The sequence below is a fragment of the Bradyrhizobium sp. genome (assembly GCF_035701725.1).
In the GTDB taxonomy this organism is placed as follows: domain Bacteria; phylum Pseudomonadota; class Alphaproteobacteria; order Rhizobiales; family Xanthobacteraceae; genus Bradyrhizobium.
Map to the genome: position 1 here is coordinate 1 of NZ_DASSRP010000251.1, position 25362 is coordinate 25362.

Annotated in this window: 20 protein-coding genes and 1 tRNA gene; 15 read left to right on the top strand and 6 right to left on the bottom strand. The window is 62.7% G+C overall.

The genetic code is table 11. The annotated features are described in order from the left end of the window. Nucleotides 1-1035, top strand: a 1035-nt coding sequence (locus tag VFL62_RS14795; protein WP_325173125.1) for an ABC transporter substrate-binding protein, incomplete at its 5' end; no start/stop codon positions are given. Between the two features lie 94 nt (nucleotides 1036-1129). On the opposite strand, the gene VFL62_RS14800 is transcribed toward VFL62_RS14795, so the two are convergent. Continuing rightward, nucleotides 1130-1204 (bottom strand) — tRNA-Asn (locus VFL62_RS14800). 273 nt (nucleotides 1205-1477) lie between these two features. Here VFL62_RS14800 and VFL62_RS14805 point away from each other — a divergent pair. The 5 genes from VFL62_RS14805 (at nucleotide 1478) to VFL62_RS14825 (ending at nucleotide 8698) form a co-directional block, all read left to right on the top strand. Continuing rightward, the gene (locus tag VFL62_RS14805) at nucleotides 1478-2143 is read left to right on the top strand and encodes a protein-L-isoaspartate O-methyltransferase family protein (protein ID WP_325173126.1); all 666 of its coding nucleotides are present in this window, start codon (nucleotides 1478-1480) and stop codon (nucleotides 2141-2143) included. Between the two features lie 203 nt (nucleotides 2144-2346). Further along, nucleotides 2347-3756 (top strand): TolC family outer membrane protein, encoded by a 1410-nt coding sequence (locus tag VFL62_RS14810; RefSeq protein ID WP_325173127.1) that lies wholly within the window; start codon nucleotides 2347-2349, stop codon nucleotides 3754-3756. Between the two features lie 354 nt (nucleotides 3757-4110). Further along, nucleotides 4111-4848, top strand: coding sequence for a DUF2497 domain-containing protein (locus tag VFL62_RS14815; RefSeq protein ID WP_325173128.1), 738 nt, complete (start codon nucleotides 4111-4113; stop codon nucleotides 4846-4848). Between the two features lie 208 nt (nucleotides 4849-5056). Next, a complete protein-coding gene (locus VFL62_RS14820) occupies nucleotides 5057-7930 on the top strand; it encodes a valine--tRNA ligase (RefSeq protein WP_325173129.1) in 2874 nt (957 codons plus the stop codon). A gap of 15 nt (nucleotides 7931-7945) precedes the next feature. Beyond that, nucleotides 7946-8698, top strand: coding sequence for an NAD(P)-dependent oxidoreductase (locus tag VFL62_RS14825; protein ID WP_325173130.1), 753 nt, complete (start codon nucleotides 7946-7948; stop codon nucleotides 8696-8698). Here the strand turns inward: VFL62_RS14825 and VFL62_RS14830 are convergent. Next, nucleotides 8674-10299: a beta-(1-6) glucans synthase gene (locus VFL62_RS14830; RefSeq protein ID WP_325173131.1), complete on the bottom strand. Its 1626-nt coding sequence runs from the start codon at nucleotides 10297-10299 to the stop codon at nucleotides 8674-8676. The genes VFL62_RS14825 and VFL62_RS14830 overlap by 25 nt on opposite strands. 294 nt (nucleotides 10300-10593) lie before the next feature. On the opposite strand from VFL62_RS14830, the gene VFL62_RS14835 reads away from it, so the two are divergent. Next, nucleotides 10594-12072: a GH1 family beta-glucosidase gene (locus tag VFL62_RS14835; protein WP_325173132.1), complete on the top strand. Its 1479-nt coding sequence runs from the start codon at nucleotides 10594-10596 to the stop codon at nucleotides 12070-12072. Nucleotides 12073-12099: 27 nt separating this feature from the next. Here VFL62_RS14835 and VFL62_RS14840 read toward each other — a convergent pair whose 3' ends face one another. After that, a complete protein-coding gene (locus VFL62_RS14840) occupies nucleotides 12100-12699 on the bottom strand; it encodes a DNA-3-methyladenine glycosylase (RefSeq protein ID WP_325173133.1) in 600 nt (199 codons plus the stop codon). A 95-nt stretch (nucleotides 12700-12794) separates the two neighbouring features. Here VFL62_RS14840 and lipA point away from each other — a divergent pair, with 95 nt between their 5' ends. Both lipA and VFL62_RS14850 read left to right on the top strand, forming a co-directional pair. Then, complete coding sequence (gene lipA, locus VFL62_RS14845) at nucleotides 12795-13754, top strand: lipoyl synthase (protein ID WP_325173134.1); 960 nt, start codon at nucleotides 12795-12797, stop codon at nucleotides 13752-13754. 5 nt (nucleotides 13755-13759) lie between these two features. Further along, a complete protein-coding gene (locus tag VFL62_RS14850; RefSeq protein WP_325173135.1) occupies nucleotides 13760-14221 on the top strand; it encodes a type II toxin-antitoxin system RatA family toxin in 462 nt (153 codons plus the stop codon). A gap of 791 nt (nucleotides 14222-15012) precedes the next feature. Here VFL62_RS14850 and VFL62_RS14855 read toward each other — a convergent pair. After that, entirely contained in the window at nucleotides 15013-15399 is a 387-nt protein-coding gene (locus VFL62_RS14855; protein ID WP_325173136.1) for a response regulator, read from the bottom strand. 99 nt (nucleotides 15400-15498) lie between these two features. Between VFL62_RS14855 and VFL62_RS14860 the strand changes: the two genes are divergently transcribed. From VFL62_RS14860 to VFL62_RS14875, 4 genes are all read left to right on the top strand, one after another. Continuing rightward, nucleotides 15499-16503 (top strand): chemotaxis protein CheB, encoded by a 1005-nt coding sequence (locus tag VFL62_RS14860; RefSeq protein ID WP_325173137.1) that lies wholly within the window; start codon nucleotides 15499-15501, stop codon nucleotides 16501-16503. 8 nt (nucleotides 16504-16511) lie between these two features. Continuing rightward, nucleotides 16512-16778: a hypothetical protein gene (locus tag VFL62_RS14865; protein ID WP_325173138.1), complete on the top strand. Its 267-nt coding sequence runs from the start codon at nucleotides 16512-16514 to the stop codon at nucleotides 16776-16778. Between the two features lie 355 nt (nucleotides 16779-17133). Continuing rightward, nucleotides 17134-20304, top strand: a complete 3171-nt coding sequence (locus VFL62_RS14870) for a CheR family methyltransferase (protein WP_325173139.1) — start codon at nucleotides 17134-17136, stop codon at nucleotides 20302-20304. Further along, nucleotides 20304-21044, top strand: coding sequence for a Crp/Fnr family transcriptional regulator (locus VFL62_RS14875; RefSeq protein ID WP_325173140.1), 741 nt, complete (start codon nucleotides 20304-20306; stop codon nucleotides 21042-21044). The genes VFL62_RS14870 and VFL62_RS14875 overlap by 1 nt, the downstream gene beginning before the upstream one ends. A gap of 40 nt (nucleotides 21045-21084) precedes the next feature. On the opposite strand, the gene VFL62_RS14880 is transcribed toward VFL62_RS14875, so the two are convergent. Both VFL62_RS14880 and VFL62_RS14885 read right to left on the bottom strand, forming a co-directional pair. Beyond that, nucleotides 21085-21693 carry a CinA family protein gene (locus VFL62_RS14880; RefSeq protein ID WP_325173141.1) on the bottom strand — a complete coding sequence of 203 codons (609 nt, stop codon included), beginning with the start codon at nucleotides 21691-21693 and terminating at the stop codon, nucleotides 21085-21087. Between the two features lie 25 nt (nucleotides 21694-21718). Further along, nucleotides 21719-22912 carry a bifunctional 2-C-methyl-D-erythritol 4-phosphate cytidylyltransferase/2-C-methyl-D-erythritol 2,4-cyclodiphosphate synthase gene (locus tag VFL62_RS14885; protein WP_325173142.1) on the bottom strand — a complete coding sequence of 398 codons (1194 nt, stop codon included), beginning with the start codon at nucleotides 22910-22912 and terminating at the stop codon, nucleotides 21719-21721. A 444-nt stretch (nucleotides 22913-23356) separates the two neighbouring features. On the opposite strand from VFL62_RS14885, the gene dusB reads away from it, so the two are divergent. Both dusB and VFL62_RS14895 read left to right on the top strand, forming a co-directional pair. Continuing rightward, nucleotides 23357-24358 carry a tRNA dihydrouridine synthase DusB gene (dusB, locus tag VFL62_RS14890; protein ID WP_325173144.1) on the top strand — a complete coding sequence of 334 codons (1002 nt, stop codon included), beginning with the start codon at nucleotides 23357-23359 and terminating at the stop codon, nucleotides 24356-24358. Further along, the coding region (locus VFL62_RS14895; RefSeq protein WP_325173143.1) for a two-component system sensor histidine kinase NtrB at nucleotides 24355-25362 on the top strand (1008 nt) is incomplete at its 3' end. The genes dusB and VFL62_RS14895, both read left to right, overlap by 4 nt.

The window sequence follows — 25362 nt, forward strand, 5'->3', positions numbered from 1 at the left end:
CAGAAGCAGAATCCAAATATCAAGGTCGAACTGGTGTTTGCCGATCACCAGAACAAGCCGGACATCGGCACCACGATCGTCCGTAAGTGGTTTGATGTCGAAGGCGTCGATGCGATCGCCGACGTCGGCAATTCTGCCGTCGGTCTCGCGCTGCAGACCATCATTCGCGACAAGAACAAGATCGCGATCTACACGTCCGTCGCAACCACGGCGCTGACCGGCAAGCAGTGCGTCAAGACCGGCTTTGCCTGGCTGCACGATGCCTACACGCTGGTTGCGGGCCCATTGCGGACGCTGGTTGGGCAGGGACAGGACACCTGGTTCTTCATCGCAGCCGACTACGAGTTCGGCAAGAACATGGTGGCGGAATCGCAGCGGCTTCTTCAACGGGTTGGTGGCAAGTCGCTGGGAGCGGTTTATCATCCGATGGCAAATGCCGACTATAGCTCTTTCCTCCTGCAAGCTCAGAGTTCTGGTGCGAAGGTCGTGGCGTTTTCGAACGTCGGCGATCAACTCGTCAATTCGATGAAGCAGTGGAAGGAGTTCGGGATGGACGCAGGCAAGCAGCGTCCGGTCGCCCAGCTTCTGTTCCTGACGGACGTCAACAGCATGGGGCTCGACGTCGCGGCCGGTCTGACCTCCATGGTCGGGTGGTATTGGGGGTTGAATGACGAGACAAGGGCATTCGGCCATCGCTTTTTTGAGCGCCACCAGCGGATGCCGACCGAGCCGCAAGCGGCCACCTACTCGGGGGTACTGCATTTCCTGAAAGGCGTCGCTGCAACGGGGACGGATGACACCGACACCGTCGCCAAATGGATGCGCGAGAATCCCGTCGACGACTTTTATGCGCGAGGCGCCCGGATTCGCGACGACCGCAAACTGATGCATCCTTTCTATCTGGTCGAGGTGAAGAAGAGGGCCGACCTGAAGGAGCCGTGGGACTATTACAAGGTCTTGCGTCAGGTCCCGCCCGATGAAGCCTTCATTCCGCTGTCCGAAAGCGAGTGTCCGCTGGCCAGGCTGCCGGACTGATGCGGTCGGGAGGAAGGCTGTATTTTCGGCTCGGCTTCGCCCGCACGAATTGCAAGCCGCTGTACGCTCTTGACCACTGATGTCTTGGAGCTGCTGGCTCCTCGGCCTGGATTCGAACCAGGGACCATTCGATTAACAGTCGAATGCTCTACCGCTGAGCTACCGAGGAATAGGCGAAGCCGGGTGTTCGCTGGGCGGAGCGTATAACAAAGCCTTCCGCGCTTGCAAAGGACGAAATAAGGCAACCATTTCAGAGCTCCGGCCGCGCCTTGACCCCTTTCGCAGGCCCGGACGCCGCTTTCACGCTGTTTCCAGCCAAAACCCTGTGTTGAGGCTCAGAACCAAGCTTGCCGTCATGTTGCGTTTTGACAGGCCTTGTATCAAAGATGGCGCGAATTTCTCACCTCCAGCGGCCTAAAACCGCCTGCCACCGGGGATTTCCATGTCCGATTTTTCGACCGCGCGCCAGAAAATGGTCGATGGCCAGGTGCGTCCCAGCGATGTCACCGACATCCGGATCATCGAGGCCATGCTGGCAATCCCGCGTGAAGCATTTGTTCCTGAGGCGCAGCGTTCACTCGCGTACCTCGACCTGGATATCGATGTCAGTGCCGGCGGGGGAACGAAGCGCTTCCTGGTGCGGCCGGCGGTCACTGCCAAAATGCTGCAGGCTGCCGGGATCGGCGAGACCGACCGCGTATTGGTGGTCGGCTGTGCGTCCGGCTATCTGGCTGCGTTGGCGGCCCGTCTCGCTCAGACGGTTACAGCGACCGAGTGCGATTCGGCGCTCGCGGCAATCGCGGCGGCAAATCTGGCGGCGCTCGGTCTTGGAAACGTGTCGGTCAAGCCGGCGCCAGTCGCCGATGGCGATTCGGCCAACGCGCCCTTCGACGTGATTCTGCTCAACGGCGCGGCCGAAATAGCGCCGGAAAGCCTCTACCGGCAACTCAAAGAAGGCGGACGCCTGGTCGGCGCTTTTGCCTTGCCGGGGCCACAACGGGCCATGATCGTGACAAGTTCCCACGGCGATTTTGGCCACAGGGCGCTTTTCGACACCGCAATACCGGTCCTGCCGGGCCTTGAACGGCCGCCGGCCTTCGTTTTCTAAGTGCCGGGCCACCCCGTCAGGCGAGTCGGGCCGTCAAGTGTGGCCCGGATGCCCCATCTCAGGAGTTTCCCACTGTACTCCCCGTCCGGGGGGTTCCGTCCCCTTGGTGTGACGCATATGCTGTGCAGTGGGATATCTGTTTGGAATGACTTGATGACCCGGTTCGGGGGCTCGGTGCCGGGGCAGGATGATTGGAATACCTGATGAATGGGGTGAAGGTCGTTACCGGGGCTGCGGCGACGGTACTTCTTGGAGCGTTGGTTGCGATTCCGTTGCCGGCTCTGGCCGACACGATCGAGGCTGCGCTCGTGCGGGCCTATCAGAACAATCCGCAGCTGAATGCGCAACGCGCGCAGGTCAGGTCCACCGACGAAAACGTTCCGCAAGCCTTGTCAGGATATCGGCCTAAGGTCTCGCTGACGGCGAGTCTCGGCTATCAGTACACGGACGTGAACTCGACATTCGGCGGCACGGCTACGCAACTCGTGCGCTCGGAAGTGCACGGCACGGATCCGCCGCGGTCCGCCGGTCTCACCGTGACCCAGACCCTCTACAACGGCAACCAGACCGCCAACAAAACTCGTCAGGCCGAGAGCCAGGTCTCGGGTGCCCGCGAAGGTTTGCGCGTGCTGGAGCAGGGCGTGCTGCTTTCGGCTGCAACGGTCTACATGGACTATCTGCGCGACGCCGCCATCGTTGAGGTGAACAAGAGCAACGTTCGCGTTCTCGATCAGACGCTCAAGCAGACTCAGGACCGCTTCAATGTCGGCGAGGTGACTCGCACCGACGTGGCGCAGTCGGAAGCGCAGCTTGCCGCCGGTAAGACCCAGCTCCTGGCCGCCCAGGCGACGTTGACGACGACACAGGCCAATTTCCGGCGAATCATCGGCAACGAGCCAAATGCGCTGGCGCCGGGCTCTCCGGTCGATCGCTATTTGCCCGCGACGCTGCCGTCGGCCGTTGAACTCAGCCTGATCGAGAATCCGAACGTCACCGCGGCGATGTACGGCATCGACGTCAACTTCCTGCAAGTCAAGGTGAACGAGGGCGCGCTGTTGCCGACGGTGACGTTCCAGGCCTCGGTACAGCAGGCCTATGAGCAGAGCATGCAGGTCTACCGGCAGTTCGGTGCGTCGGCGATCGCACAGGTCGCGGTTCCGATCTATCAGGGTGGCGCGGAATATTCGCTGATCCGTCAGTCGAAAGAATCGTTGGCGCAGCAGCGTCTCGTTCTCGAACAGACCCGCGATCAGACCCGTGCGAACACCGTCACGGCTTGGGGTCAACTCGTCGCCGGCAAGGCCCAGGTGGCCTCGGCCCAGTCGCAGGTGACCGCATCGGAGATCGCTCTCAACGGCGTTCGCGAGGAAGCGAAGGCCGGACAGCGAACCACGCTCGACGTGCTCAATGCCCAGCAGGCGCTGGTCAATGCCCGTGTTGCTCTCGTGACGGCGCAGCATGATCGCGTCGTGGCGTCCTACAGCGTGTTGTCGGCAGTCGGACGTTTGGCACCGCAGGTTCTTGGTCTTGCAACCACGACCTATGATCCGAGCGTGCATTATCATCAGGTGCGGGACAGCTGGTATGGGGTACGTACCCCCGACGGTCATTGATCGTCGCCTTGCTGTTGCAGCGTTTGGCTAGGCACTAGCAGCGTCTAAATCTGTTTCCGGGCACAACCCCTTTAGTGGCTTCCAAAGAGGCCTTGGCGTTGCTTGCAATCATTTGTCGCCCTGACGTAGCGTTCTCTGGGGCAGCAGAGCGATTCGCACCGCATCGAATTTTTGAGGCGGGACGATGGTGCGCTAGGGCAGGGCAAAGGTCGTGCGACAGGTCGAACGATGTTTGTCTGGGGACAAGTCGGGTCGGCACAATGAAATTCCGAACCTGTCTTTCCGGAACCAGCAAATACCTGCCTCGCTTGGTGTAAAAACGCTCTGCGGAGCGTTGATGAGGTGGGATCGGAGATGACGCAGCCTGCGAAGGTTCAGGAACCCTCGATGGAGGAGATTCTGGCGTCGATCCGGCGCATCATCGCCGACGATGAAGCGAAGCCGCCTGCTGCCGAGAAGGCCGCGCCGCCTCCGGCAAGTCCTCCACCTGCTGCTGCCGCGCCGCCGCCCAAACCCGAGAAGCCCGCTCCGCCGCCCGCGGCACGGGCAGCGGAGCCTCCGCCGCCCCCTCCTGCGCCTGCAAAGGCCGCAGCGCCGGCGATGCCCGCGCCGTCCGCGACCAACAGTCAGGATGATATCGACGCACTGCTCAACGGGCTGGACGAAGCCACAACTCCTGAAGAAATCCGACCGCCCGCAGCGGAGCCCGAGCCCGACGTTCTCGAACTCACCGACGAGATGGCGCTCCCCGATCCGCAGCCTCAGGCCGCCTTCAAGAAAGTCGAGCCGCCGGACGATCTCGAATTCACGGAAGCCGCGGCCAGGGCGGCGCCGCGCGAGCCGGCGTACGATATGCCGCCGCCAAGTCCGATGGATTCGCCGGCAATTCTGTCCCGCTCGACGGTTTCGGCGGTCGAATCTGCGTTCAACAGCCTTGCGCACACGGTATTGAGCAATAATGCGCGAACGCTGGAAGATCTCGTTAAGGAAATGCTGCGGCCGATGCTGAAATCCTGGCTGGACGACAATCTGCCCGGGCTGGTGGAACGCATCGTCAAGGCAGAAATCGAGCGGGTTTCCCGCGGTCGCTGACCGACGCGTCGTTGGGCGGCGCGATTGCCGGCCGCCGCTTAACCCATTACATCGTGCCTAGCCGGCCGCCGTGTTGACTTGGCGCGCCGGGGCGGCTTTTTAGGGGGCCCGCTTCTGGCCTTCGCTCGCCGCCTGCCGCTAAAGGCCATTGCGAAAGCCGAGCGCATCCCGAAAAGACCGGCGTCCTCGTTCCCAGACAGCTATCCGCATGATCGAAAAGAATTACCAGCCCGCCGATATCGAAGAACGTATGTCCCGTCTGTGGGAAGACGCCGGCGCATTCAAGGCGGGGCGCGCGGAACGGCGCGAGGCCACACCTTTCACCATCGTGATCCCGCCGCCCAATGTGACGGGCTCACTGCACATGGGGCACGCGCTCAACAATACGCTGCAGGACATCTTATGCCGTTTTGAGCGCATGCGCGGCCGCGACGTGCTGTGGCAGCCCGGCACCGATCATGCCGGCATTGCCACCCAAATGGTCGTCGAGCGGCAGCTGATGGAACGCCAGCAGCCGGGGCGTCGCGATCTTGGCCGCGCCAAATTCCTCGAACGGGTTTGGCAATGGAAGGCGGAAAGCGGCGGCATCATCGTCAATCAGCTCAAGCGGCTGGGCGCCTCGTGCGACTGGTCGCGGGAGCGTTTCACGATGGACGAGGGGCTTTCGCGCGCGGTCGCGAAGGTGTTCGTGGAACTGCATCGCCAGGGCCTGATCTACAAAGACAAGCGGCTCGTGAACTGGGATCCGAAACTGCTGACGGCGATTTCGGACCTCGAGGTGCAGCAAATCGAAGTCAAGGGCAGTCTCTGGTACCTGCGCTACCCGATCGAGGGCAGGACATTCAGCCCTGACGATCCCAAAAGCTTCATCGTCGTCGCCACCACACGGCCCGAGACCATGCTCGGCGATACCGCCGTCGCCGTGCATCCGGATGACGACCGTTACCGCGATCTCGTCGGCAAGCATGTCATCCTGCCGTTGGTCGGCCGCCGGATTCCGATCGTGGCCGATGAATACTCAGATCCGGAAAAAGGTTCGGGCGCCGTCAAGGTGACGCCTGCGCATGACTTCAACGATTTCGAGGTTGGGCGACGGCACAACCTGCCGCAGATCAGCGTCCTCGATAAGGAAGCCTGTCTCGCGCTCGCTGGCAATGAAGACTATTTGCGCGGGCTGCCCGAAGGTTCGGCCGAGCTCGCGGCGGAGTTGAATGGTCTCGACCGCCTTGCCGCACGGAAGAAGATCGTTGCCCGGATGGAGGACTTCGGTTTCCTGGAGCGGATCGAGCCGAACACGCACATGGTTCCGCACGGCGACCGCTCCGGCGTCGTGATCGAGCCTTATCTGACCGATCAATGGTACGTCGACGCCAAGACGCTGGCGCAACCCGCGATGGCGGCGGTTCGCAGTGGAACGACGACCATTGTTCCGAAGAACTGGGAAAAGACCTATTTCGACTGGATGGAAAACATCCAGCCTTGGTGCGTCTCGCGCCAGCTCTGGTGGGGCCACCAGATTCCCGCCTGGTACGGTCCGGACGGCAAGGTGTTCGTCGCTGAAACGGAAGAGGAAGCCGTCAGTCACGCGCTTGGCTATTACGTCGAACAGGAGGTCATCACCCCGGCACAGGGGCGGGAGATGGCGCTCGACCGCAACAAGCGCAGCGGCTTCATCACACGCGACGAAGACGTGCTCGACACCTGGTTCTCTTCGGCGCTGTGGCCGTTCTCGACCCTCGGATGGCCAGACGATACGCCCGAGGTGAAGCGCTATTACCCAACCAACGTTCTGGTCACCGGTTTTGACATCATCTTCTTCTGGGTCGCCCGGATGATGATGATGGGACTGCATTTCATGAAGGAGGCGCCGTTCTCGACGGTCTACATCCACGCGCTCGTCCGCGACGAGAAAGGCGCGAAGATGTCAAAGTCGAAAGGCAACGTGATCGATCCGCTGCATCTGATCGACGAATATGGCGCCGATGCGTTGCGTTTCACGCTGGCAGCGATGGCGGCCCAGGGGCGCGACATCAAGCTCGCCACCAGCCGCGTCGAAGGATACCGCAATTTCGCGACCAAGCTTTGGAACGCTTGTCGTTTTGCAGAGATGAACGCCTGTGCGGCGCCTTCCGATTTCGACCCCATCAAAACGACGCAGACGCTGAACCGCTGGATTGCGCATGAGACCGCACGTGCGACGCGTGAGGTGACGGAGGCGATCGAGACCTATCGCTTCAATGATGCGGCCGGTGCGATCTATCGTTTCGTCTGGAACGTCTATTGCGACTGGTATCTTGAATTGGCAAAGCCGGTCTTGATGGGCGAGGAGGGCGCCGCCAAGACCGAGACTCGTACGACGGTGGCGTGGGCGCGCGATGAAATTCTCAAGCTGCTCCATCCGTTCATGCCGTTCATCACCGAGGAACTTTGGGCCGTAACGGCCAAACGGGAGGGCTTGCTGGTTCTGGCCCCGTGGCCGCGCCGGACGACCGAATTGACCGCGGAGCAGATGGCATTGATCGCCGCCGCGTCCAGTCCGATCGAGCCGGTTCCGGCGCTTGCCTTACCGCTGAATGAGAGTGCTGATTTTTCCGATCCGGCCGCGGAGGCCGAGATCGGCTGGGTCGTCGATCTCGTCACTGCGATTCGCTCGGTGCGCGCCGAGATGAACATCGCACCGGCGACGCTGACCGCGCTCGTGCTCTCGGGCGCATCAGCCGAAACCAAGGAACGCGCGCCGCGCTGGGTTGATGTCATCAAGCGGATGGCGCGGCTCTCCGATATTTCCTTCGCCGATCAGGCGCCGGAGGGATCGGTTCAGCTTCTGGTTCGTGGCGAAGTCGCTTCGCTGCCGCTGAAGGGGGTGATCGACCTGTCGGCCGAGAGGACGCGGCTCGACAAGGAACTTGCGAAGGCCGACGGCGATATCAAACGCGTCGATGCCAAGCTCGCGAACGAAAAGTTTGTCGCCAACGCGCCCGAGGAAGTCGTCGAGGAGGAGAAAGAAAAGCGCGAGGCGGCCTCTGCCCGAAAAGCGAAAATCCTGGAGGCATTGGAGCGGCTCAAGAGCGTCGCGTCTTAACGCGGAGAGCCAGCGATGAGAATCTTTCTCGCGGGCGCGACCGGTGTCGTCGGGCGACGACTTGCTCTGCTACTGCTGGATGCCCAGCACGACGTCATTGGTTCGACGCGCGACCCACTCAAGGCAGCCCGCCTCTCAGAGCTGGGCGTCGAGCCCGCCATCGTTGATGTTTTCGACGGTAAGGCCCTCGCAAGCGTGATGGCGCGCGCGCGGCCGGACGTGGTCATTCATCAGCTCACGGACTTACCGAGCGCACCGGGCACGCCGGGTTACGCGACGGGGCAGCAGGCCAATCGACGTCTTCGCGTCCAAGGCACGCATAATTTGATGCAAGCGGCAACCATGGCTGGCGTCCGCCGCGTGATCGCGCAAAGCATCGCCTTTGTCTATGCGCTGGCCGACGGCGCACGCATCGAGAGCGACGCGCTCGACGTTGCGGCAGTCCCACCGCGAAGCTTGACGGTGGAGGGTATCGTCGCATTGGAGCGCGAAGTATTGCAAACGCCCGGAATCACCGGCGTCGCACTGCGTTATGGATATTTCTATGGACCCGGCACCTGGTACGATGCGCCGCCGAAGCCGCCATCGGTCCACGTCGATGCGGCGGCCCATGCGGCGCTGTTGTCGCTGAACAAGGGGAGCGGTGTTTACAACCTTGCTGAAGACGACGGCGCGGTATCCTCAGCAAAGGCAAAGCGCGAATTCGGCTTCGATCCGGCGTTTCGGCTTCCGCCGCGCCTTGCTCAGGCGCTTGGCACGTTCGGCTGAACGATTGCCGCCTTGCTGCGGATGCCGAGCATTGCGAAGCCCATCAGGATATCGGCGCCCGACGTCCAGACGGCTTGCCAGTTCTGGGTGCCCTCGATAAAGACGATATAAAGCGCGCCGAAAAGGAAGATGGCGGCAAACGCAATCTCCGCAATCGGAAGCGCGCCCGCTTTGGGCCGGTTCAGCCATGCCAGCAGGACCAGCGGCACCGCGGCCATCGTCAGCGCGGCATAGGGGAGATCCTGCCACCGTGGATCGAATACCGAGCCCAGGGCCGCGCCGGTTGCGATCACGACAATCGTCATCAAAGCAAGGCCGAGGACGAATGTAGGAAACGATGTCGTTCTGCTTTCGCGCGGTCCGATCAGATCGACGAATGCCGGCAGTGCACGGCCGGACATCAGCGCGCTGGCCGACAACAGCGGCGCGGCCGTTGCTGCACCGAGCAGCGAACCCCATCGCAGCCAGCCTCCGAGGCCGAAACTTTCATAGGTCATCTTGTCGATCGCGATTCCCAGCAAAGTTCCCGCCACGGTCGCGGAAACGCCGACGGCGATCCATGAGGAGGCGCGCGGTTTCCACGGCTTGCCTCGCTGGCTGAGCCAGGCTGCGCCAAAAACCAAAGTCGCCAGCACCATGCCGGCTCCCATCAGCGGTTTCCACCGCGGATAATTGCTCACGGAGACGCCCGGCGGATATTTCAAGGTGCGATGGTCGGCTGCGAACAGGCCCCAATTGCCGCCGACGGTGCCTTCCCAATACCGCTTCCATGACGCATCGAACGCTTCGATCAGATTGACACGGAAGTTGTCGCGCTTGGCAACGTCAAGGATCTCCGAAATCACCCGTGCCTGATTGATCCGCGACGGAAGCGCTCCCTCGCGCATGCGTCCCATGCTCGGCCAACCGGTTTCGCCGATCATGACCTCCTTGCCGGGAAATGCGAGCGCCAGGCGTTTGTGAATGGTCGCAACATCCGCGGCCGCGTCCTGGGCGCGGACCGGGATGTTGTCCCAATAGGGCAGGATATGGATGGTCACGAAATCGACGGCATCCTGGATTTCCTTGTAGCGCAGCCAATATTCCCAGACGTCCGCATAGGTCACGGGGACGCTGACGCGTGCCTTGACCGAGCGGATCAGGTCGCGAAGGTCGGACGGTGTCATGTCGCCGTGCAGCAGCACCTCGTTGCCGACCACGAGCGCACTGACCGTATCCGGATATTTGGCGGCGAGCGCAACGGCGGTGTCGACCAGTTGCGCGTTCTTGGTCTTGTTGTTGCCGATCCAGATTCCCAGCAGCACCTTCAGCCCGACCTCGGATGCCAGTTCGGGCACCCTGTTCAATCCGTTGTCGACGGAATAGGTGCGGACGCAGCGCGATATTTGGGCGAGATGCGCCAGATCCTCACGGATCTGCTCGGCGGTGACTTCGACCTTCGGATTGAGCGGCGTCTGGTCGTCGCGGAATGGTGCATAGGATACGCATTCGAGCTTGGCCGAGGTATCGATCGGCGCGCGCGCAAGCGCGATCGGCTGAGCCAGCCACCACCAGACCGCGGCGATGATCGTCAGCGATGCAAACAGAAGCGCCAGCGGCATGCGAACGGCGATGGCTTCTATCCTCCGGAAGACTGGAGCTCAGATTCCGAAGTTCGCTCGCAATCGCAGCAACCTTCAATGCGAGCTTCGGAATCAAAGCAGCCCAAGCTACTTATGGTTTCCAGTGCGGTTTCAGATTGACGTTCCCTTAAACGAAATGGCCGCAAGTCCGATAGGAACTTCAAATTCGCCGCACTGTCGACTATGGTCCAGCCGCCCGTGGCCGAAAGTAAGGTCCTGATATCAAATCGGGATCATCAATAAAGGCCGTCCCGTTCAACAACAAGTGACGTGATGTTTTTCAAAGGATTTTCCCGGCGACGACTTGCCAAGATAGCTGCCTGGTCAGCGCTCGGAATCTCGGCCTCGACCGCCGGAGCGGCCCGGCAGCCGGCAGCTTCCGCGCCCAATTTCCGAGGCGGCAATCCGGCAGCTTTCCCGAAGGACTTTCTCTGGGGCACGGCGACCTCATCCTATCAGATCGAGGGAGCCGTCAACGAGGATGGCCGCGGCTTGTCGATCTGGGACCGCTTTGTACACCTGCCCGGCAAGATCATCGATCGCAGCACCGCCGATGTCGCCAACGACCATTACCATCGCTACAAGGAAGACGTTCAGCTCATCAGGGAGCTCGGCGCCAAGGCGTATCGATTTTCGATCGCGTGGCCTCGCGTGTTTCCTGAAGGCGGTGGAACGCCCAATGCCAAAGGTCTCGATTTCTACTCCCGCCTGATCGATGAGCTGCTGGCCAACGGTATCGAGCCGTTTGCGACGCTCTATCATTGGGACCTTCCACAGGCCCTTCAGGATCGCTATGGCGGATGGCGATCGCGCGACACCGCCAAGGCGTTTGCGGATTATGCCGGCTATGTCACCGCCCGGATCAGCGATCGCGTCAAGCATATCTTCACCATCAACGAATGCGCCAGGCTCGTGCAGGCCGGTTTCGGCACCGGCCTCGATGCGCCCGGCCTCAACCTGCCGCAGAAGGAAATCAATCAGGTCCGCCATCACGTCGCGCTGGGTCATGGTCTTGCGGTTCAGGCTGTCCGTGCGCATGGACGGGCCGGCACCAAGGTCGGTCCCGCCGAAAATGTCGAGGTCTGCATTCCGGCGATCGAGACGCCGGCCAATATCCGCGCCGCCGAAATCGCAGCGCGCGAGCTCAATGCCGGCTATCTGACCGTAATCCTCGAAGGAAAATACACCGAGGCCTTCCTGGCCTATGCCGGCGCCAACGCTCCGAGTTTCACGGCCGATGATCTTAAGACTATTTCATCGCCAATCGATTTCGTCGGGATCAATGTGTACATGCCAAACCAATATGTCGTGGCAGCTGAGGACGGCAGCCCGTTCAGGCTGCTGCCATTCGCGCCGACCTATCCGCATATGGATTCGAACTGGCTCAGGATCGGGCCCGAAGCGATGTACTGGGGCCCACGCCACGTCGCCAAACTCTGGAATGTGCAGTCGATCTATATCACCGAGAACGGGACGTCAGCGGCGGACCAGGTGACGGCGGACGGCAAGGTCTACGACATCGATCGCATCATGTATTTGCGCAACTACCTGTCGCATCTTGCCCGCGCCACCTCAGAAGGCTTGCCGATCAAAGGATATTTCCTCTGGAGCCTGATGGACAATTTCGAATGGTCGGACGGCTACGAAAAACGCTTCGGGCTCTATCACGTCAATTTCGAAACCCAACGCCGCACGCCAAAGCTTTCGGCCTCGTTTTATCGCGAGGTGATCAAGCGCAACGCGGTGGTGTAATCGTCGCGCCGTCAGCTCTCCTGCAAATCATGCAAATGGCTTCGAGAGGAACCGCGAGTCTTTCAGGCCATAGCGCCAGGGCAGGTCGATCGCCTTGGTGATGCCGATCCGCAGGCCCGTGACGATATCCACCTTGGCCGGCCGCGCGTAAAGCGCGATCGGGGGAGTATCGAGCGCCAGCCCATTATGGGCGTCGGTGATGCCGAGCGCCTCGGTCAATTTGCCGGGACCCGAGCACAACGCGCGTTCGTCCTTCAGGCCGCGGCGGCGCCGCATCGTTGCAAGGCCATGGGTCGGCTGCAGCGCGCGGATCAGGACCGCGCTTGCCGATCCGGCCTGCTCGCAGACGAAGTTGACGCACCAGTGGATGCCGTAGGAGCGGTACACGTAGGCGTAGCCGGGCGGGCCGAACATCACCTGATTGCGCGGCGTCGGCCCACGGTAGGAATGCGCGGCGGGATCGGTGTGGTGGTAGGCCTCGACCTCGACGATGATCCCGCCGACGCCGTCGACCAGGAGCGTGGCCCCAATCAGGTCCGGCGCGACCTCGTGCACGCTGCGGCCAAAGAAGGCCTTGTTCAGCGATTTTCCGGCTTTTGCACCGGTTCGGGCGGAATTTCTTGGCATGGCCGGGTATAAGACCCCATCCCAGGCAAAGCGAGCGGTTGCGGTTCGTCCTCCACCGGATTAGCTAGGTCATTAGGAAGATTTACGGATTCCCCATGGTCGTGATCGTCGATACCGTCTCCGAAACGCCGGTGCGCCCGCGTCACCCGGAAAAGGTGAACCGGCCGGACGCGCTGTCGCCGCCGAAGCCGGATTGGATTCGCGTGCGTGCCCCGACCACGCGCGGCTATGCCGATACCCGCAACATCGTCAAGGAAAACGGCCTCGTCACGGTGTGCGAGGAGGCCGGCTGTCCGAACATCGGCGAATGCTGGGACAAGAAGCACGCCACCTTCATGATCATGGGCGACACCTGCACCCGTGCTTGCGCGTTCTGCAACGTCAAGACCGGAATGCCTGATGCGCTCGATTCCAACGAGCCAGATTATGTGGCGGAAGCAACGTTAAAGCTCGGTCTGAAGCACGTCGTGGTCACGTCCGTCGATCGCGACGATCTTGCCGACGGCGGCGCCGAACATTTCGCGCAAACCATCCGTGCCATTCGCGCGCGCTGCCCCGGGACGACCATCGAAATCCTTACCCCCGATTTCCTGCGCAAGGAAGGCGCGCTCGAGGTCGTGGTTGCAGCCAAGCCCGATGTCTTCAATCACAATCTGGAGACCGTGCCGTCGCGGTACCTCAACGTTCGTCCCGGTGCGCGCTACTTCCACTCGATCCGCCTGTTGCAACGGGTGAAGGAAATCGACCCGCAGATCTTCACCAAGTCGGGCATCATGGTGGGGCTCGGCGAGGAGCGGCATGAGGTGCTGCAAGTGATGGACGACCTCCGGACGGCGGAGGTGGATTTTCTGACCATCGGGCAATATTTGCAGCCGACGCGAAAGCATCACGCCGTGATGCGTTACGTCGCGCCTGACGAATTCGCTGGCTATGAGAAGGTCGCCTACACCAAGGGCTTCCTGATGGTGTCGGCGAGCCCGTTGACGCGCTCGTCGCATCACGCCGGCGACGATTTCGCGAGGTTGCAGGCGGCGCGCGCCAGCGCCTCCCGTTAGCGTCGATGCCGAGCTTTTCCAACAAGCGGCGGGTGCAGCACAAGGCATCCGAGATGTTCGACCTCGTTGCCGATGTCGAGCGCTATCCGGAATTCGTGCCGCTGTGCCATTCGCTGAAGATTCGTCAGCGAACGCCGAAGGCGGACGGCACCGAGGTCGTCGTCGCCGACATGACGGTGTCGTTCAAGCTGGTCAAGGAGACCTTCACCAGCGAGGTGACGCTCGACCGTCAGGATCTGAAGATTACCGTGCGTTATCTGCGCGGACCGTTCTCCAATCTGGAGAACCGCTGGACCTTCGAACCGAAGGGCGACAGCGCCTGCGACGTCGGCTTCTTCATTTCCTATGAATTCAAGAGCCGGATGCTCGCCATGCTGATGGGCTCGATGTTCGACGCAGCCTTCGCGCGGTTTTCTGCCGCCTTCGAGAAGCGCGCGGACAAGGTGTACGGCAAGGGCACTGCTTAAGCCGCTGCTGCACGCTTTGGCCTCTGATTCAACCTGTCAAACAGCCAAGACACGAGCTCGTATTCCCGTGGCGCGATTCACGCCCGAGTTGTTGCTTTGGTCACGTCCTCCAACGGGAGGACGCAGGGAATGCCGGGCGCTCAACGCACCCGCAGCCTCGTGCGCAAATCAAAAAGCACACGAGTGTAGTCACCACAGGTCCGCCGAAACGATCGGCATTCCCTGCGCGATGGTCTTACGGGTTCCTTCGTGCTCGCCCCGGGGATCGGGCTTTCTTGTCCCCGTGGGTGACAACGCTCGCGCGTTGCACCGGATGTCAGCGTCGAGACATCAGGCCCACACGACTTCACCGTCCAGACCGGTGCATCTCGTCAGCATGCACCAGTCCGGCCACCGCATTCCGCGCCCAACGTTCGTGACGATCGCGAAGCGTCCCTCCAACCGGGCGTGAAACGGGCGGGCTTCTAAAGGTGATTTGCCCGACGGCGCAAGTGCCATTCGGGGGAGACAGGATTATTTTCGGCGCTTGACCTGCGATAGCGCACGGATTGCGAATTCGGCGCATGCTCCGGCGATGCAAGAGCTGTACGCCAAGGCCAATCAGGCCATATTGCGGGCGCAATGTTTGAGGCGAGAGAGACGCGCCCTGCGCATCGAGGCCCTCGAGCGCGTGCACGAACTCGGTCAGACCGCCCTGCGGGCTCGGCATGTTGAACGGGAATCTGCCGGTCTCAAGATGCGCCTCGATCAGGCATTTTCGAAAGCCCGAGGTTCATTGCCGGCAAGTGGGTTCAAGTGCCCTTGATCATGGCGGTGAGTTCTTTGGTCATCGCCCTGAGATCCAGCGGCTTACCCCACAACCGGACATCGTGAAACTCGGGCTCGATGGAGCTTTTGTCATAGCCGGTGGTAAAGACGAGCGGGACCTTGCGCGAGCGCAGGACCCGCGCGAGCGGAAACACCATCGCATGTCGCAAGTTGATGTCCATCACCGCGGCATCGATCGCGACGTCGCGGTCGACGACCGCCGTTGCTTCATCAAGATCGCCGTAAGGCCCGACGATTTGCGCGCCCAGTGCCGTCAGCGCTCGTCCGATATCGTCTGCAAGAAAATACTCGTCCTCGACCACGAGGACTCGGCGCCCGCTGAGCGGGCCGGAAGTTTCGGGTGATGACATCATCTCGGTTCCCAGACTGGACGGCCAATTCCCGGGTAGGAACATATGTTGCGAGGCGGCCTTGTTGCAAATGGCAAACGGTGCCCTGAGGCCGGTTCCATGAACCGAGACATTATCGCAATCGGCGGATCTTCCGGCGCGACGGCCCCGCTCAAGCAGATTCTGGGTCGGCTGCCGGCCGATCTGGCCGCGGCGGTATTTGTGGTTCTACATATTCCTGCGCGAGGCATTGGGATCCTCGCGACGGTTGCGAGCGCCGCCGGCCGGCTTCCGGTGGTGCAGGCCGAAAGCGGCATGGTGATCGAGAACGGCCACGTTTATCTCGCGGCGCCCGACCATCATCTGCTGCTGTCCAGGGACCACATCATGCTGGGCCGCGGTCCGCGCGAGAATTTGGTGCGACCGGCGATCGATCCGCTGTTTCGATCGGCGGCATTACACTACGGCTCTCGTGTGATCGGCGTCGTGTTGTCCGGGGCGTTGTCGGACGGCGCCGCGGGTCTCACCGCAATCAAACAATGTGGCGGAGTTGCCCTCGTCCAGGACCCGGCGGACGCCATCGCCGACGAGATGCCGCTGCGTGCGCTTGAGGCCACCACCGTCGATCTGTGCATTCCAGGCGCCAAGATGGGCGACGTGTTGTCAGATCTGGTGCGGGAGGAAGCGGGAACCCAGCTGCCCGTTTCCCCCGAGATTCGCCTGGAAGTCGAAATTGCGGCCGGTGAACGGATCGGAAGCGACGGGTTGGCGAGGGTCGCCGATCCCGTGCCGCTCACCTGCCCGAGCTGCGGCGGGGTGCTCTCCAAGCTCAAGATGAAGCAGCCGCTGCGCTTTCGCTGCCAGGTCGGTCACGCCTACACGGCCGATGTGTTGGCCAGCGAGCAGGAGAGCAAGGTCGACGAGGCCTTGCGGGTGGCCTTGCGGATCATCGAGGAAAGGGCCGAACTGGTGCACCGCATGGCGGAAGATGGCCGGCACAGCGGCCGACCAGCGGTCGCACAGATGTATGACAACCGTGCTGTCGAATACCGCGAATATGCCGACGCCATTCGTCGCGTTATGCTACAATCAATTGGTCCCAAGGCTCCGGAGGCGGAGAGCTAGGTGGCAGCATGGCATGCTTTCCGATCGATCGGGCCGAGCAGCTTCGGATCGAGAAGATGCTCCTCATCAAGGCGGATAAAGATATCGAAGACGGTGAGCGGCGGCTACGAAACCAGCAACAACTGCTTTCGGACCTGAGGGCCGCCGGTCACGACGCTACTCAGGCGGAGCGACTCGTTTCCCTCTTGCAACAGACGCTCATCGAATGGGAGCGACATCGCGTCCTCATCGAGGACCGCGTCAACTATCTGGAGCGGACCGCCGTCCCATCCTGATTCTCGTCAGGAGCGCTGACGCGATGGGCCCTCCTGAACTCGGCGCCGAGTTCGAACATATAGTCCAGTTGCTGCAGGTGCGCTCTTTCGCCGGCGATCGTTCTCGTCGAGAAGGCGGCGGGCTTGCGGTTGCCAGTTCCGCCCGGCTGAACAGCGCCACAACTTCCTCGGACTGGCGGGCTTCGGAACCATAGCCGACTATGATCGGTTGGCGCCGATATGACAACCAAGGCTGTGAACACCGCGGGCGGGTTCGGCGGCCGATCCGCCGATATTCTGTTGAATACGTTCGCAATCTGCTATTCACGGAAAATCCGGAGCAGGTGGCCCGGATCGAAGCAGGAAGCCGTCAGGCATGGATGAGCCCAGCCAGTCTCCGTCAGGAGAGAGTACCCGTCAGACCAAGACGCCGCTGGTGATCGGGGTCGGCGCGTCGGCCAGCACCAAGAGCAGCATCGAGCAATTTTTTTCCAAATTTTCGCTCGACGCCGAGCAGGCCATCGTCCTCGTGCTGCAGCACCGCGAGGCGTTCGATGAGGGGTGGCTACGCGCGATCATCGAGCGTCTGAAGAACGCCAAGCTTGCCGTGGCAGGCGATGGCGACGCCGTTGACGGTGGGACAATCTATCTGTGTGCGGCGGACGTGATCACCACCATCCAAAACGGCAGGTTTGCGGTCAGGCCGGCGCAGCAGGCACCGGGCGAGCGGGCCACCATCGATAGTTTTCTGGTGTCGCTGGCGGAGGAACGGGCGGAGCAGTCCATTGGCGTGGTGCTGGCTGGCACAGGCGGCGACGGAACGCTTGGGGTGGCGACGTTGAAAGACCACGGCGGGCTTGCGCTCGCCGAAGGGCTCGTCAACGAAAATGGCGATCAGCTGGCCGACAGCAACACGCCGGCGGCGATCGCCGACGTTATGCTGCCGCCGGAGGAAATCCCCGAGCACATCCAGGTTTACGCCCGCCATTTGCGCCGACTGGAGGAAAAGCAGGGCTTTGACGAGGTGCTTGCCGCGGCTTCCACCTCGTTGTCCCGCGTCGCCGACATCCTGCGCAACAAGACCGGCAACGACTTCCACGGCTACAAGCAGAATACCTTCCTGCGGCGCGTGCAGCGGCGGATGCAGGTGGTGCAGATCGACGATATCGCCGCCTATGTCGACTTCCTGCGCAACGACAAGGACGAGGCCCAGCATCTTTTCAACGATCTCTTGATCGGGGTCACCGAATTCTTCCGCGACAAGCGCGAATTCGAGGTGCTCGAGACCCAAGTGATCCCGAAGATTTTCGAGGACAAGGGCGCGGGCCAGCAGGTCCGCATCTGGGTGCTGGGATGTGCGACCGGCGAGGAAGCCTATTCGATTGGCATTCTGCTGCGCGAGTACATGGCCAAGCTCGATGCGGCGCCGCACGTGCAGATCTTTGCCACCGACATCGATGGCCGTGCTCTCGCCGCGGCGCGGGTCGGGCGCTATCGGACCACGATCGAGGACGACATGTCGCCGGAGCGGCTGGCACGCTGGTTTGTGCGGGAGGGCGATACCTATTGCGTGGTCAAGGAACTGCGCGAGATGTGCATCTTCTCGCAGCACAATGTCATCAAGGACGCACCGTTCTCCAAGCTCGATCTGGTCTCCTGCCGCAACCTCCTGATCTATCTGAATGCGGAGCTGCAAAACCGGGTCATTCCGCTGTTCCATTTCGCATTGCTGCCGGGCCGCTTCCTGTTCCTGGGCAACTCCGAGAACGTGACGCGGCATCCCAAGCTGTTTGCACCGGTCGATCGCCGCGCCCGGATCTTCAAGAAGCTGGAAACGGGAACGCGGCTGCCGCCCGAATTTCCGATCACGACCGCCGCGGGACGCGCTGCGGTCGAACTGCCTCCAGTGCGTTCCTTCGGCCCTGACGTCGGCCTGGAACGCCGTGCCCAGCGCATCGCCGAACGATACTCCCCGGCTTACGTGATCACGGATGAGAATTTCCAGATCCTGCATTTCTCGGGCCGCACCGGCCGGTATATCGAGCCGACGGCTGGCGCTGCAACGCTCGATCTGCTCGGCCTCGTCCACCGGGATCTTCGGCTCGAACTGCGCACCGCCCTGAGCCGCGCGCTCGAGACCAACGAGCCGGTGCACACCGAACAGGTCCAGCTTGGGCTCAACGGCCATCGCGTTCTGGTCGATATCACCGTCGAGCCGGTGCTCGACGGGCCGGCGGGTCACCGCAATTTCGTGGTGCTGTTCAAGGACGGGCCGGTGCGGGTGACCGACACCAGCGATGCCGATCCAAATGCACTGGTCCGGACCGAACATGTCGAGCGCCTGGAAAGCGAATTACGCGCCACCCGTGAGCGCTTGCAGGCGACGATCGAGGAGCTGGAGAGCACCAACGAAGAGCTGAAATCGTCCAACGAAGAGTATCAGTCCCTGAACGAGGAACTGCAGTCCGCCAACGAGGAGCTGGAAACCTCGCGCGAGGAATTGCAATCGGTCAATGAGGAACTGACCACCGTCAATGGCGAGCTGGCGCATCGGGTGCAGGAATTGACGCGCGCCACAAGCGATCTGAAGAATTTTCTGGAAAGCACCCAGATCGCAACCGTGTTTCTCGACAACGACCTGCGCGTGATGAATTTCACGCCGGCGATTACCCAGGTGTTGCACCTGGTCGAACCCGATATCGGCCGCCCCATCGCGCATATCAAGGCGCGAATCCCGATCGAGGAGCTGTATGACGATGTCCGCCGGGTGCTACGGACCCTCGCCAGTGTGGAACGGGAATTGACCGCGCCTGACAGCGGCACGCGCTATATCGTCCGCGTCCTGCCTTATCGCAGCATCGACAACTTCATCGCCGGTGTGGTGATCACCTTTATCGACGTGACAGCGATCACGCGGGCCGAGGAGCGTCAGCGTCTGCTCCTTGCCGAATTGCAGCACCGCGTTCGCAACACGCTTGGAGTCGTACGCTCGATCGCGCGCAGGTCCGCCGAAACCGCGACCAATGTCGAGGATTACGCCTCGCACCTCGACGGGCGGCTGAATGCCTTCGCGCGTACGCAGGCCATGGTGACGCGCGATCCGGAAGGCGGTGTGGATCTTGAATATCTCGTGGTCGAGGAGATGCTCGGGTATAATGCCCGCGAAGGCGACCAACTCCGGGTATCAGGGCCGCCGGTGCGCTTTCAGCCCAAGGCGGCGGAGACGTTCGCGCTCGCGATCCACGAACTTGCGACCAACGCGATCAAATACGGCGCGCTGAGTCAGCCGACGGGCAGGGTCGACGTGACATGGCGCGTCGACGATGCCGCCGATCCGACGCAGTTGGTCTTCGACTGGCGGGAGCGGGGAGGGCCGCGGGTCGACGCGCCGCGGCGCAAGGGATTTGGGACTGAGTTGCTCGAACGGACGCTTGCCTTCGAGCTCAAGGGCCAGACCGTCCTGGATTACAATCCGTCCGGTCTTCATTGCACGATCGCGATACCGCTCAATCGGCGGGTCGTGCACACCCCGGCAATGGGCGGCTGATGCCGTCGAGGGGCGAGGGAGGCGGCGGCGAGCCGATCATTCGGCGGCTGAACGCATTGCGCCGGCTGTCCGATGCGGGCGCCTCCGCGATCAGAGCGGCCGTGCGCGATAGGACGATCAATGCGAGTACAGGCGAGGACATCGCCTGCGAGGGCGAAAGGTGCGACACCGTTCGCCTGTTCTTGTCGGGATGGGCTTGCCGCTACAAGGCGCTGGAGGATGGGCGCCGTCAGATCGTCAACTTTGTCCTGCCGGGCGACAGCTGCGACGCCTTCATCTATCTGCTTTCCGGGATGGATCATTCCCTCGCAACCCTGTCGCCGGTGACCTACGCCGAGCTCGACCGCGGCGCGTTCGAGCGCCTACTGTCCACCGATGTCTCGGTCGCGGAGGCGTTCCAGTGTGAGGTGCTTGCGGCCCGGGCGATCCAGCGCGAATGGACGATCAATCTCGGCCGCCGTGATGCGCTCGAGCGCGTCGCGCACCTGATCTGTGAAATGTTCGAGCGGTTGCGCGTGGTCGGCCTCACCGACGGAAACTCGTTCGCATTTCCGGTCACCCAGACCGATCTCGCCGACGCCACCGGGCTTTCGACGGTGCATCTCAACCGGACGCTGCAGCAATTGAGAGCCGAGCGGTTGATCGGCTTGAAAGAGCGCACGCTGACGATCCTCGATGTTGACGCGCTGCGAAACGCCGCGATGTTCAATCCGACCTATCTGCATCTGACGAGGGGTTAGAGCAAAGCAGAGCGGCCGCCGATCCGATGTGGACGAGGCGCTAACCCCGCGGCCGCCGGGCCTTCGAGGCGTGGCGCCGCGCCGTGCGCGTCACGCGCGGCCTGATCCGGCTGACGGCTGCGCGCTTCGGCGCCGCCGTTTTCGGACCGCGGGCCATTTCCATCAGCATGCGCAAGGCCTCGATCACCGAGCGCTGCCGCACCGCGCTGCGTCCGATCGCGCCGAAGCGGCATTCGTGGGTCGTGATCCGCCCGTCGCGCGCGGCGACGGCAAAATGCACGAGGCCGACCGGTTTGCCGGGCACGGCGCCGCCGGGCCCTGCTATGCCGGTAATGGCAACGGCAAGATCGACATCGGCCCGCTCCAGCGCCCCGACCGCCATCTGCGTTGCGGTTTCCTTGCTGACGGCGCCGAAATTCGCAAGCGTGTCGGCCTCGACGCCCAGCATCGCGCGCTTGGCATCGTTGGAATAGGTGACGAAGCCGCGGTCGATGACGTCGGACGAACCGGGAATATCGGTGAGCGCGCCGGCGACCAGCCCGCCGGTGCAGGATTCGGCCGTCGCAATCGTCAGCTTGCGGCTGCGGCAGAGATCGAGCAGCGAGCGGGCGAGGGTGGTTGTGGAGCCGATGTGACGTTCGCTGGCCATGTCCCCGCCGTCCCCCTAGCGATCGCTAAACAGGTCCCGTGTCGTCCCAAGGCAGGCGGACGGTGGCGCAGGCGGTGGCGGCGATGCCTTCCTCGCGGCCGGTAAAGCCCAGGCGTTCGCTGGTGGTCGCCTTCACCGCCACGCGCGAGACGTCGACACCGGTGATTTCGGCGATGCGCGCGCGCATCTGGTCGCGCAACGGACCGATCTTCGGCCGCTCGCAGATCAGCGTGACCTCGAGATTGGCGATGCGGCCGCCGCGCGCGCTGACGCGCTCGACGGCATATTTCAGGAACTTGTCGGAAGAAGCGCCCTTCCACTTCATGTCGCTGGGCGGAAAGTGCGAGCCGATATCGCCATCGGCCAACGCCCCGAGAATCGCATCGACCAGCGCATGCAGGCCGACGTCACCGTCGGAATGGGCGAGGAATCCGCGGCTATGCGGCACGCGAACGCCGCAGATCATCAGGTGATCGCCGTCGCCGAAGGCATGCACGTCGTAGCCGGTGCCGCTTCTGACGTCGCCAAGCAGGCTTGCCAGGCGCGCTTCCTCGCGCACGAAATCTTCCGGTGTGGTGAGTTTCATGTTCGCAGCATCGCCTTCAAAGGTTGCGACCGTCAATCCCGCCCATTCGGCGAGCGCGGCGTCGTCGGTGAAATCGTCGCGTCCCTCGCGCGCGGCGCGCCGGTGCGCCTCCAGGATGACGTCGAAGCGGAACGATTGCGGCGTCTGGGCGATCCGCAAGCGCGCGCGCTCGGGTGTGGCCTCGACATGGGCCTTGTCGTCCACCAGCTTGATCGTATCAGTGACGGGAATGACGGGAATCGCCGCGCCTGATATCGAAGCCGCATCGATCGCGCGCGAAATCACGTTTGCCGAGACGAAAGGCCGCGCGGCGTCGTGGATCAGCACGATGTCGGGTTTCACCGCCGCGAGCGCCTCAAGCCCCGCTCGCACCGAGGCCTGGCGCGTCGCACCGCCCTTGACCGGAGGGGCATAGCGAAGCCCGCGCACGGCCTCGTCAAAGACCGCGGCGTCATCCGGGTTCACCACCGGCTGCACGGCGGTGATCAGCGGATGCGTGCAGAACGGCGCCATCGCGCGGTGGATCACCGGCTGTCCGCCGACCGAACGATATTGTTTCGGTCCGCCCGCGCCGGCGCGCAGGCCGCGTCCCGCGGCAACGAGAATGGCGGCAGTTCGCGGCGGATTCGGCATGTGTCTCTTGCTGTCGGTCGATCGAAGTTGATGGGGGCTCAGCCCTTATCATGCCAGTGCCGCCCATTGGAAGTTCCTGCGCCAGCAGCGGCGAATTTTGTCGAGGAACTTCAAAAGGAAAGCGGGACTGGAATCAGAGGCTTGGTGTCTGTGACTTTCGGGATTTCGTGAAAGGCGGGTGCACGAACTTCGCAAAAGCGGCACCACGGGCGGAAAACAGTGCGAATCCTCTGACCCCGAAAGAAAAATAGAGACTTTTGAACCCGAAAGAAAAATAGAGACTTTGCTGCAGTGCACTTGCAAGATTCGCATAGCTGGTTAAAGTGTAGGCATGAAACTTGACTGCCCAAGATTTGTGCGTAAGATTGGATTCCAACGGGTAACGGCACCCGGCAGGCATGCGAGAAATCCGTGAGCACTCCCGACAATCTGCGTCCTAACCCATTGAAAATAGGTGGTATTGAGGTCGCGAGCCGGGTTTTTCTGGCCCCCATGTCGGGGATCACGGACGCGCCATTCCGGCGCCTGGCGGCCGAACTCGGGGCCGGGCTGGTCGTATCCGAAATGACGGCGAGCGATGATCTGGTCAACGGCACGCCGATGTCCCAGCGCCGCTGCGAGGCCGCCGGTATCGGTCCTCACGTCGTTCAGCTCGCGGGCTGTGAGACCAGATGGATGGCGGAGGGGGCGCGGATCGCGGAAGCGACCGGCGCCGATATCATCGACATCAACATGGGATGTCCCGCGCGGCACGTTACCGGCGGGCAATCCGGTTCGGCCTTGATGCGCGATCTCGATCATGCGGTGCGGCTGATCGATGCGACCGTCGGCGCGGTGAACGTGCCGGTGACCCTGAAGATGCGGCTCGGCTGGGACGAACGCTCGCTGAATGCGCCGGAGCTGGCGCGCCGCGCCGAGGCCGCCGGCGTGCAGATGATCTCCGTTCACGGCCGAACACGTTGCCAGTTCTACAAGGGCGAGGCCGACTGGGCAGCCGTGCGGGCGGTCAAGGACGCGGTCGCAATTCCGGTCGTGGTCAATGGCGACATCACCTCGTTCGACAAGGCGGTGGCCGCGCTCAAAGCTTCCGGCGCCGACGCGGTGATGGTCGGGCGGGGCGCCCAGGGCCAGCCCTGGCTGCCCGGTCAGATCGGCCGGCGGCTGCAAAACGGCGTCGCCGAAGCCACGCCGTCGCTTGGCGACCAGCTAACTTACATCCGCAGGCTCTACGACGAGATTTGCCGCCACTACGGTTTGCGCATCGGCCTTCGTCACGCCCGCAAGCACCTCGGCTCCGCGCTCGAAGTCGCCGCCAGTTACGCCTGCGCGCCCGCCGGGGCGTTGAAGCTGTGGCGCGGCCGCATCCTGACCTCGGAGGACCCGAACGCGGTTCATCGCGCGCTCGGCGATGCCTTCGACGATTTCGCATGGGACGCCGCGGCATGAGTTCGACCGCCGAACACCGCCGGCCGTTGCCGTCAGATGCGGAGATCATCCTCAACGCGCTGCCGAACCCGGTGCTGCTGGTCGCTCCTGACGGCCGGATCGCGGACGCCAACATTGCGGCGGAATCGTTCTTCGACATCTCGGCGCAATTCCTGCAGCGCCATTCGCTGAAGGATCTGGTGCCGTTCGGAAGTCCGCTTTTGGCGCTGATCGACCAGGTTCGCTCCTCCGGCTCGCCGGTCAACGAGTACAAGGTCGATCTCGGCACCCCGCGCATGGGCGGCGATCGCCAGGTCGATCTGCACGTCGCGCCGGTCAGCGAGCGGCCCGGGCATATCGTCGTGATGCTGCAGGAGCGCAGCATTGCCGACAAGATGGACAGGCAGTTGACCCATCGCAGCGCGGCGCGCTCGGTGATTGCGCTCGCCGCCATGCTGGCGCACGAGATCAAGAATCCGCTCTCCGGAATCCGTGGCGCTGCGCAACTGCTCGAACAGGCGGCATCGCCTGAAGACCGTATGCTGACGCGGCTGATCTGCGACGAGGCCGATCGCATCGTCACGCTGGTCGACCGCATGGAGGTGTTCGGCGACGACCGGCCGGTGGCGCGCGGCCCGGTCAACATTCACTCGGTGCTCGATCACGTCAAACGGCTGGCGCAATCCGGCTTTGCGCGCAACGTGCGCTTTGTCGAGGACTACGACCCTTCGCTGCCGCCGGTGCTTGCCAATCAGGACCAGCTGATCCAGGTGTTCCTGAACCTGGTCAAGAACGCCGCCGAAGCCACCGCCGATCTGGGCAACGAGGCGGAAATCCAGCTGACCACCGCCTTCCGCCCGGGCGTCCGCTTGTCGGTGCCGGGAAAGAAGTCGCGCGTGTCGCTGCCGCTTGAATTCTGCGTGCGCGACAACGGCCCCGGCGTGCCGGAAGATTTGTTGCCGAACCTGTTCGATCCCTTCGTGACCACCAAGCCGACCGGCAGCGGGCTTGGTCTGGCGCTGGTC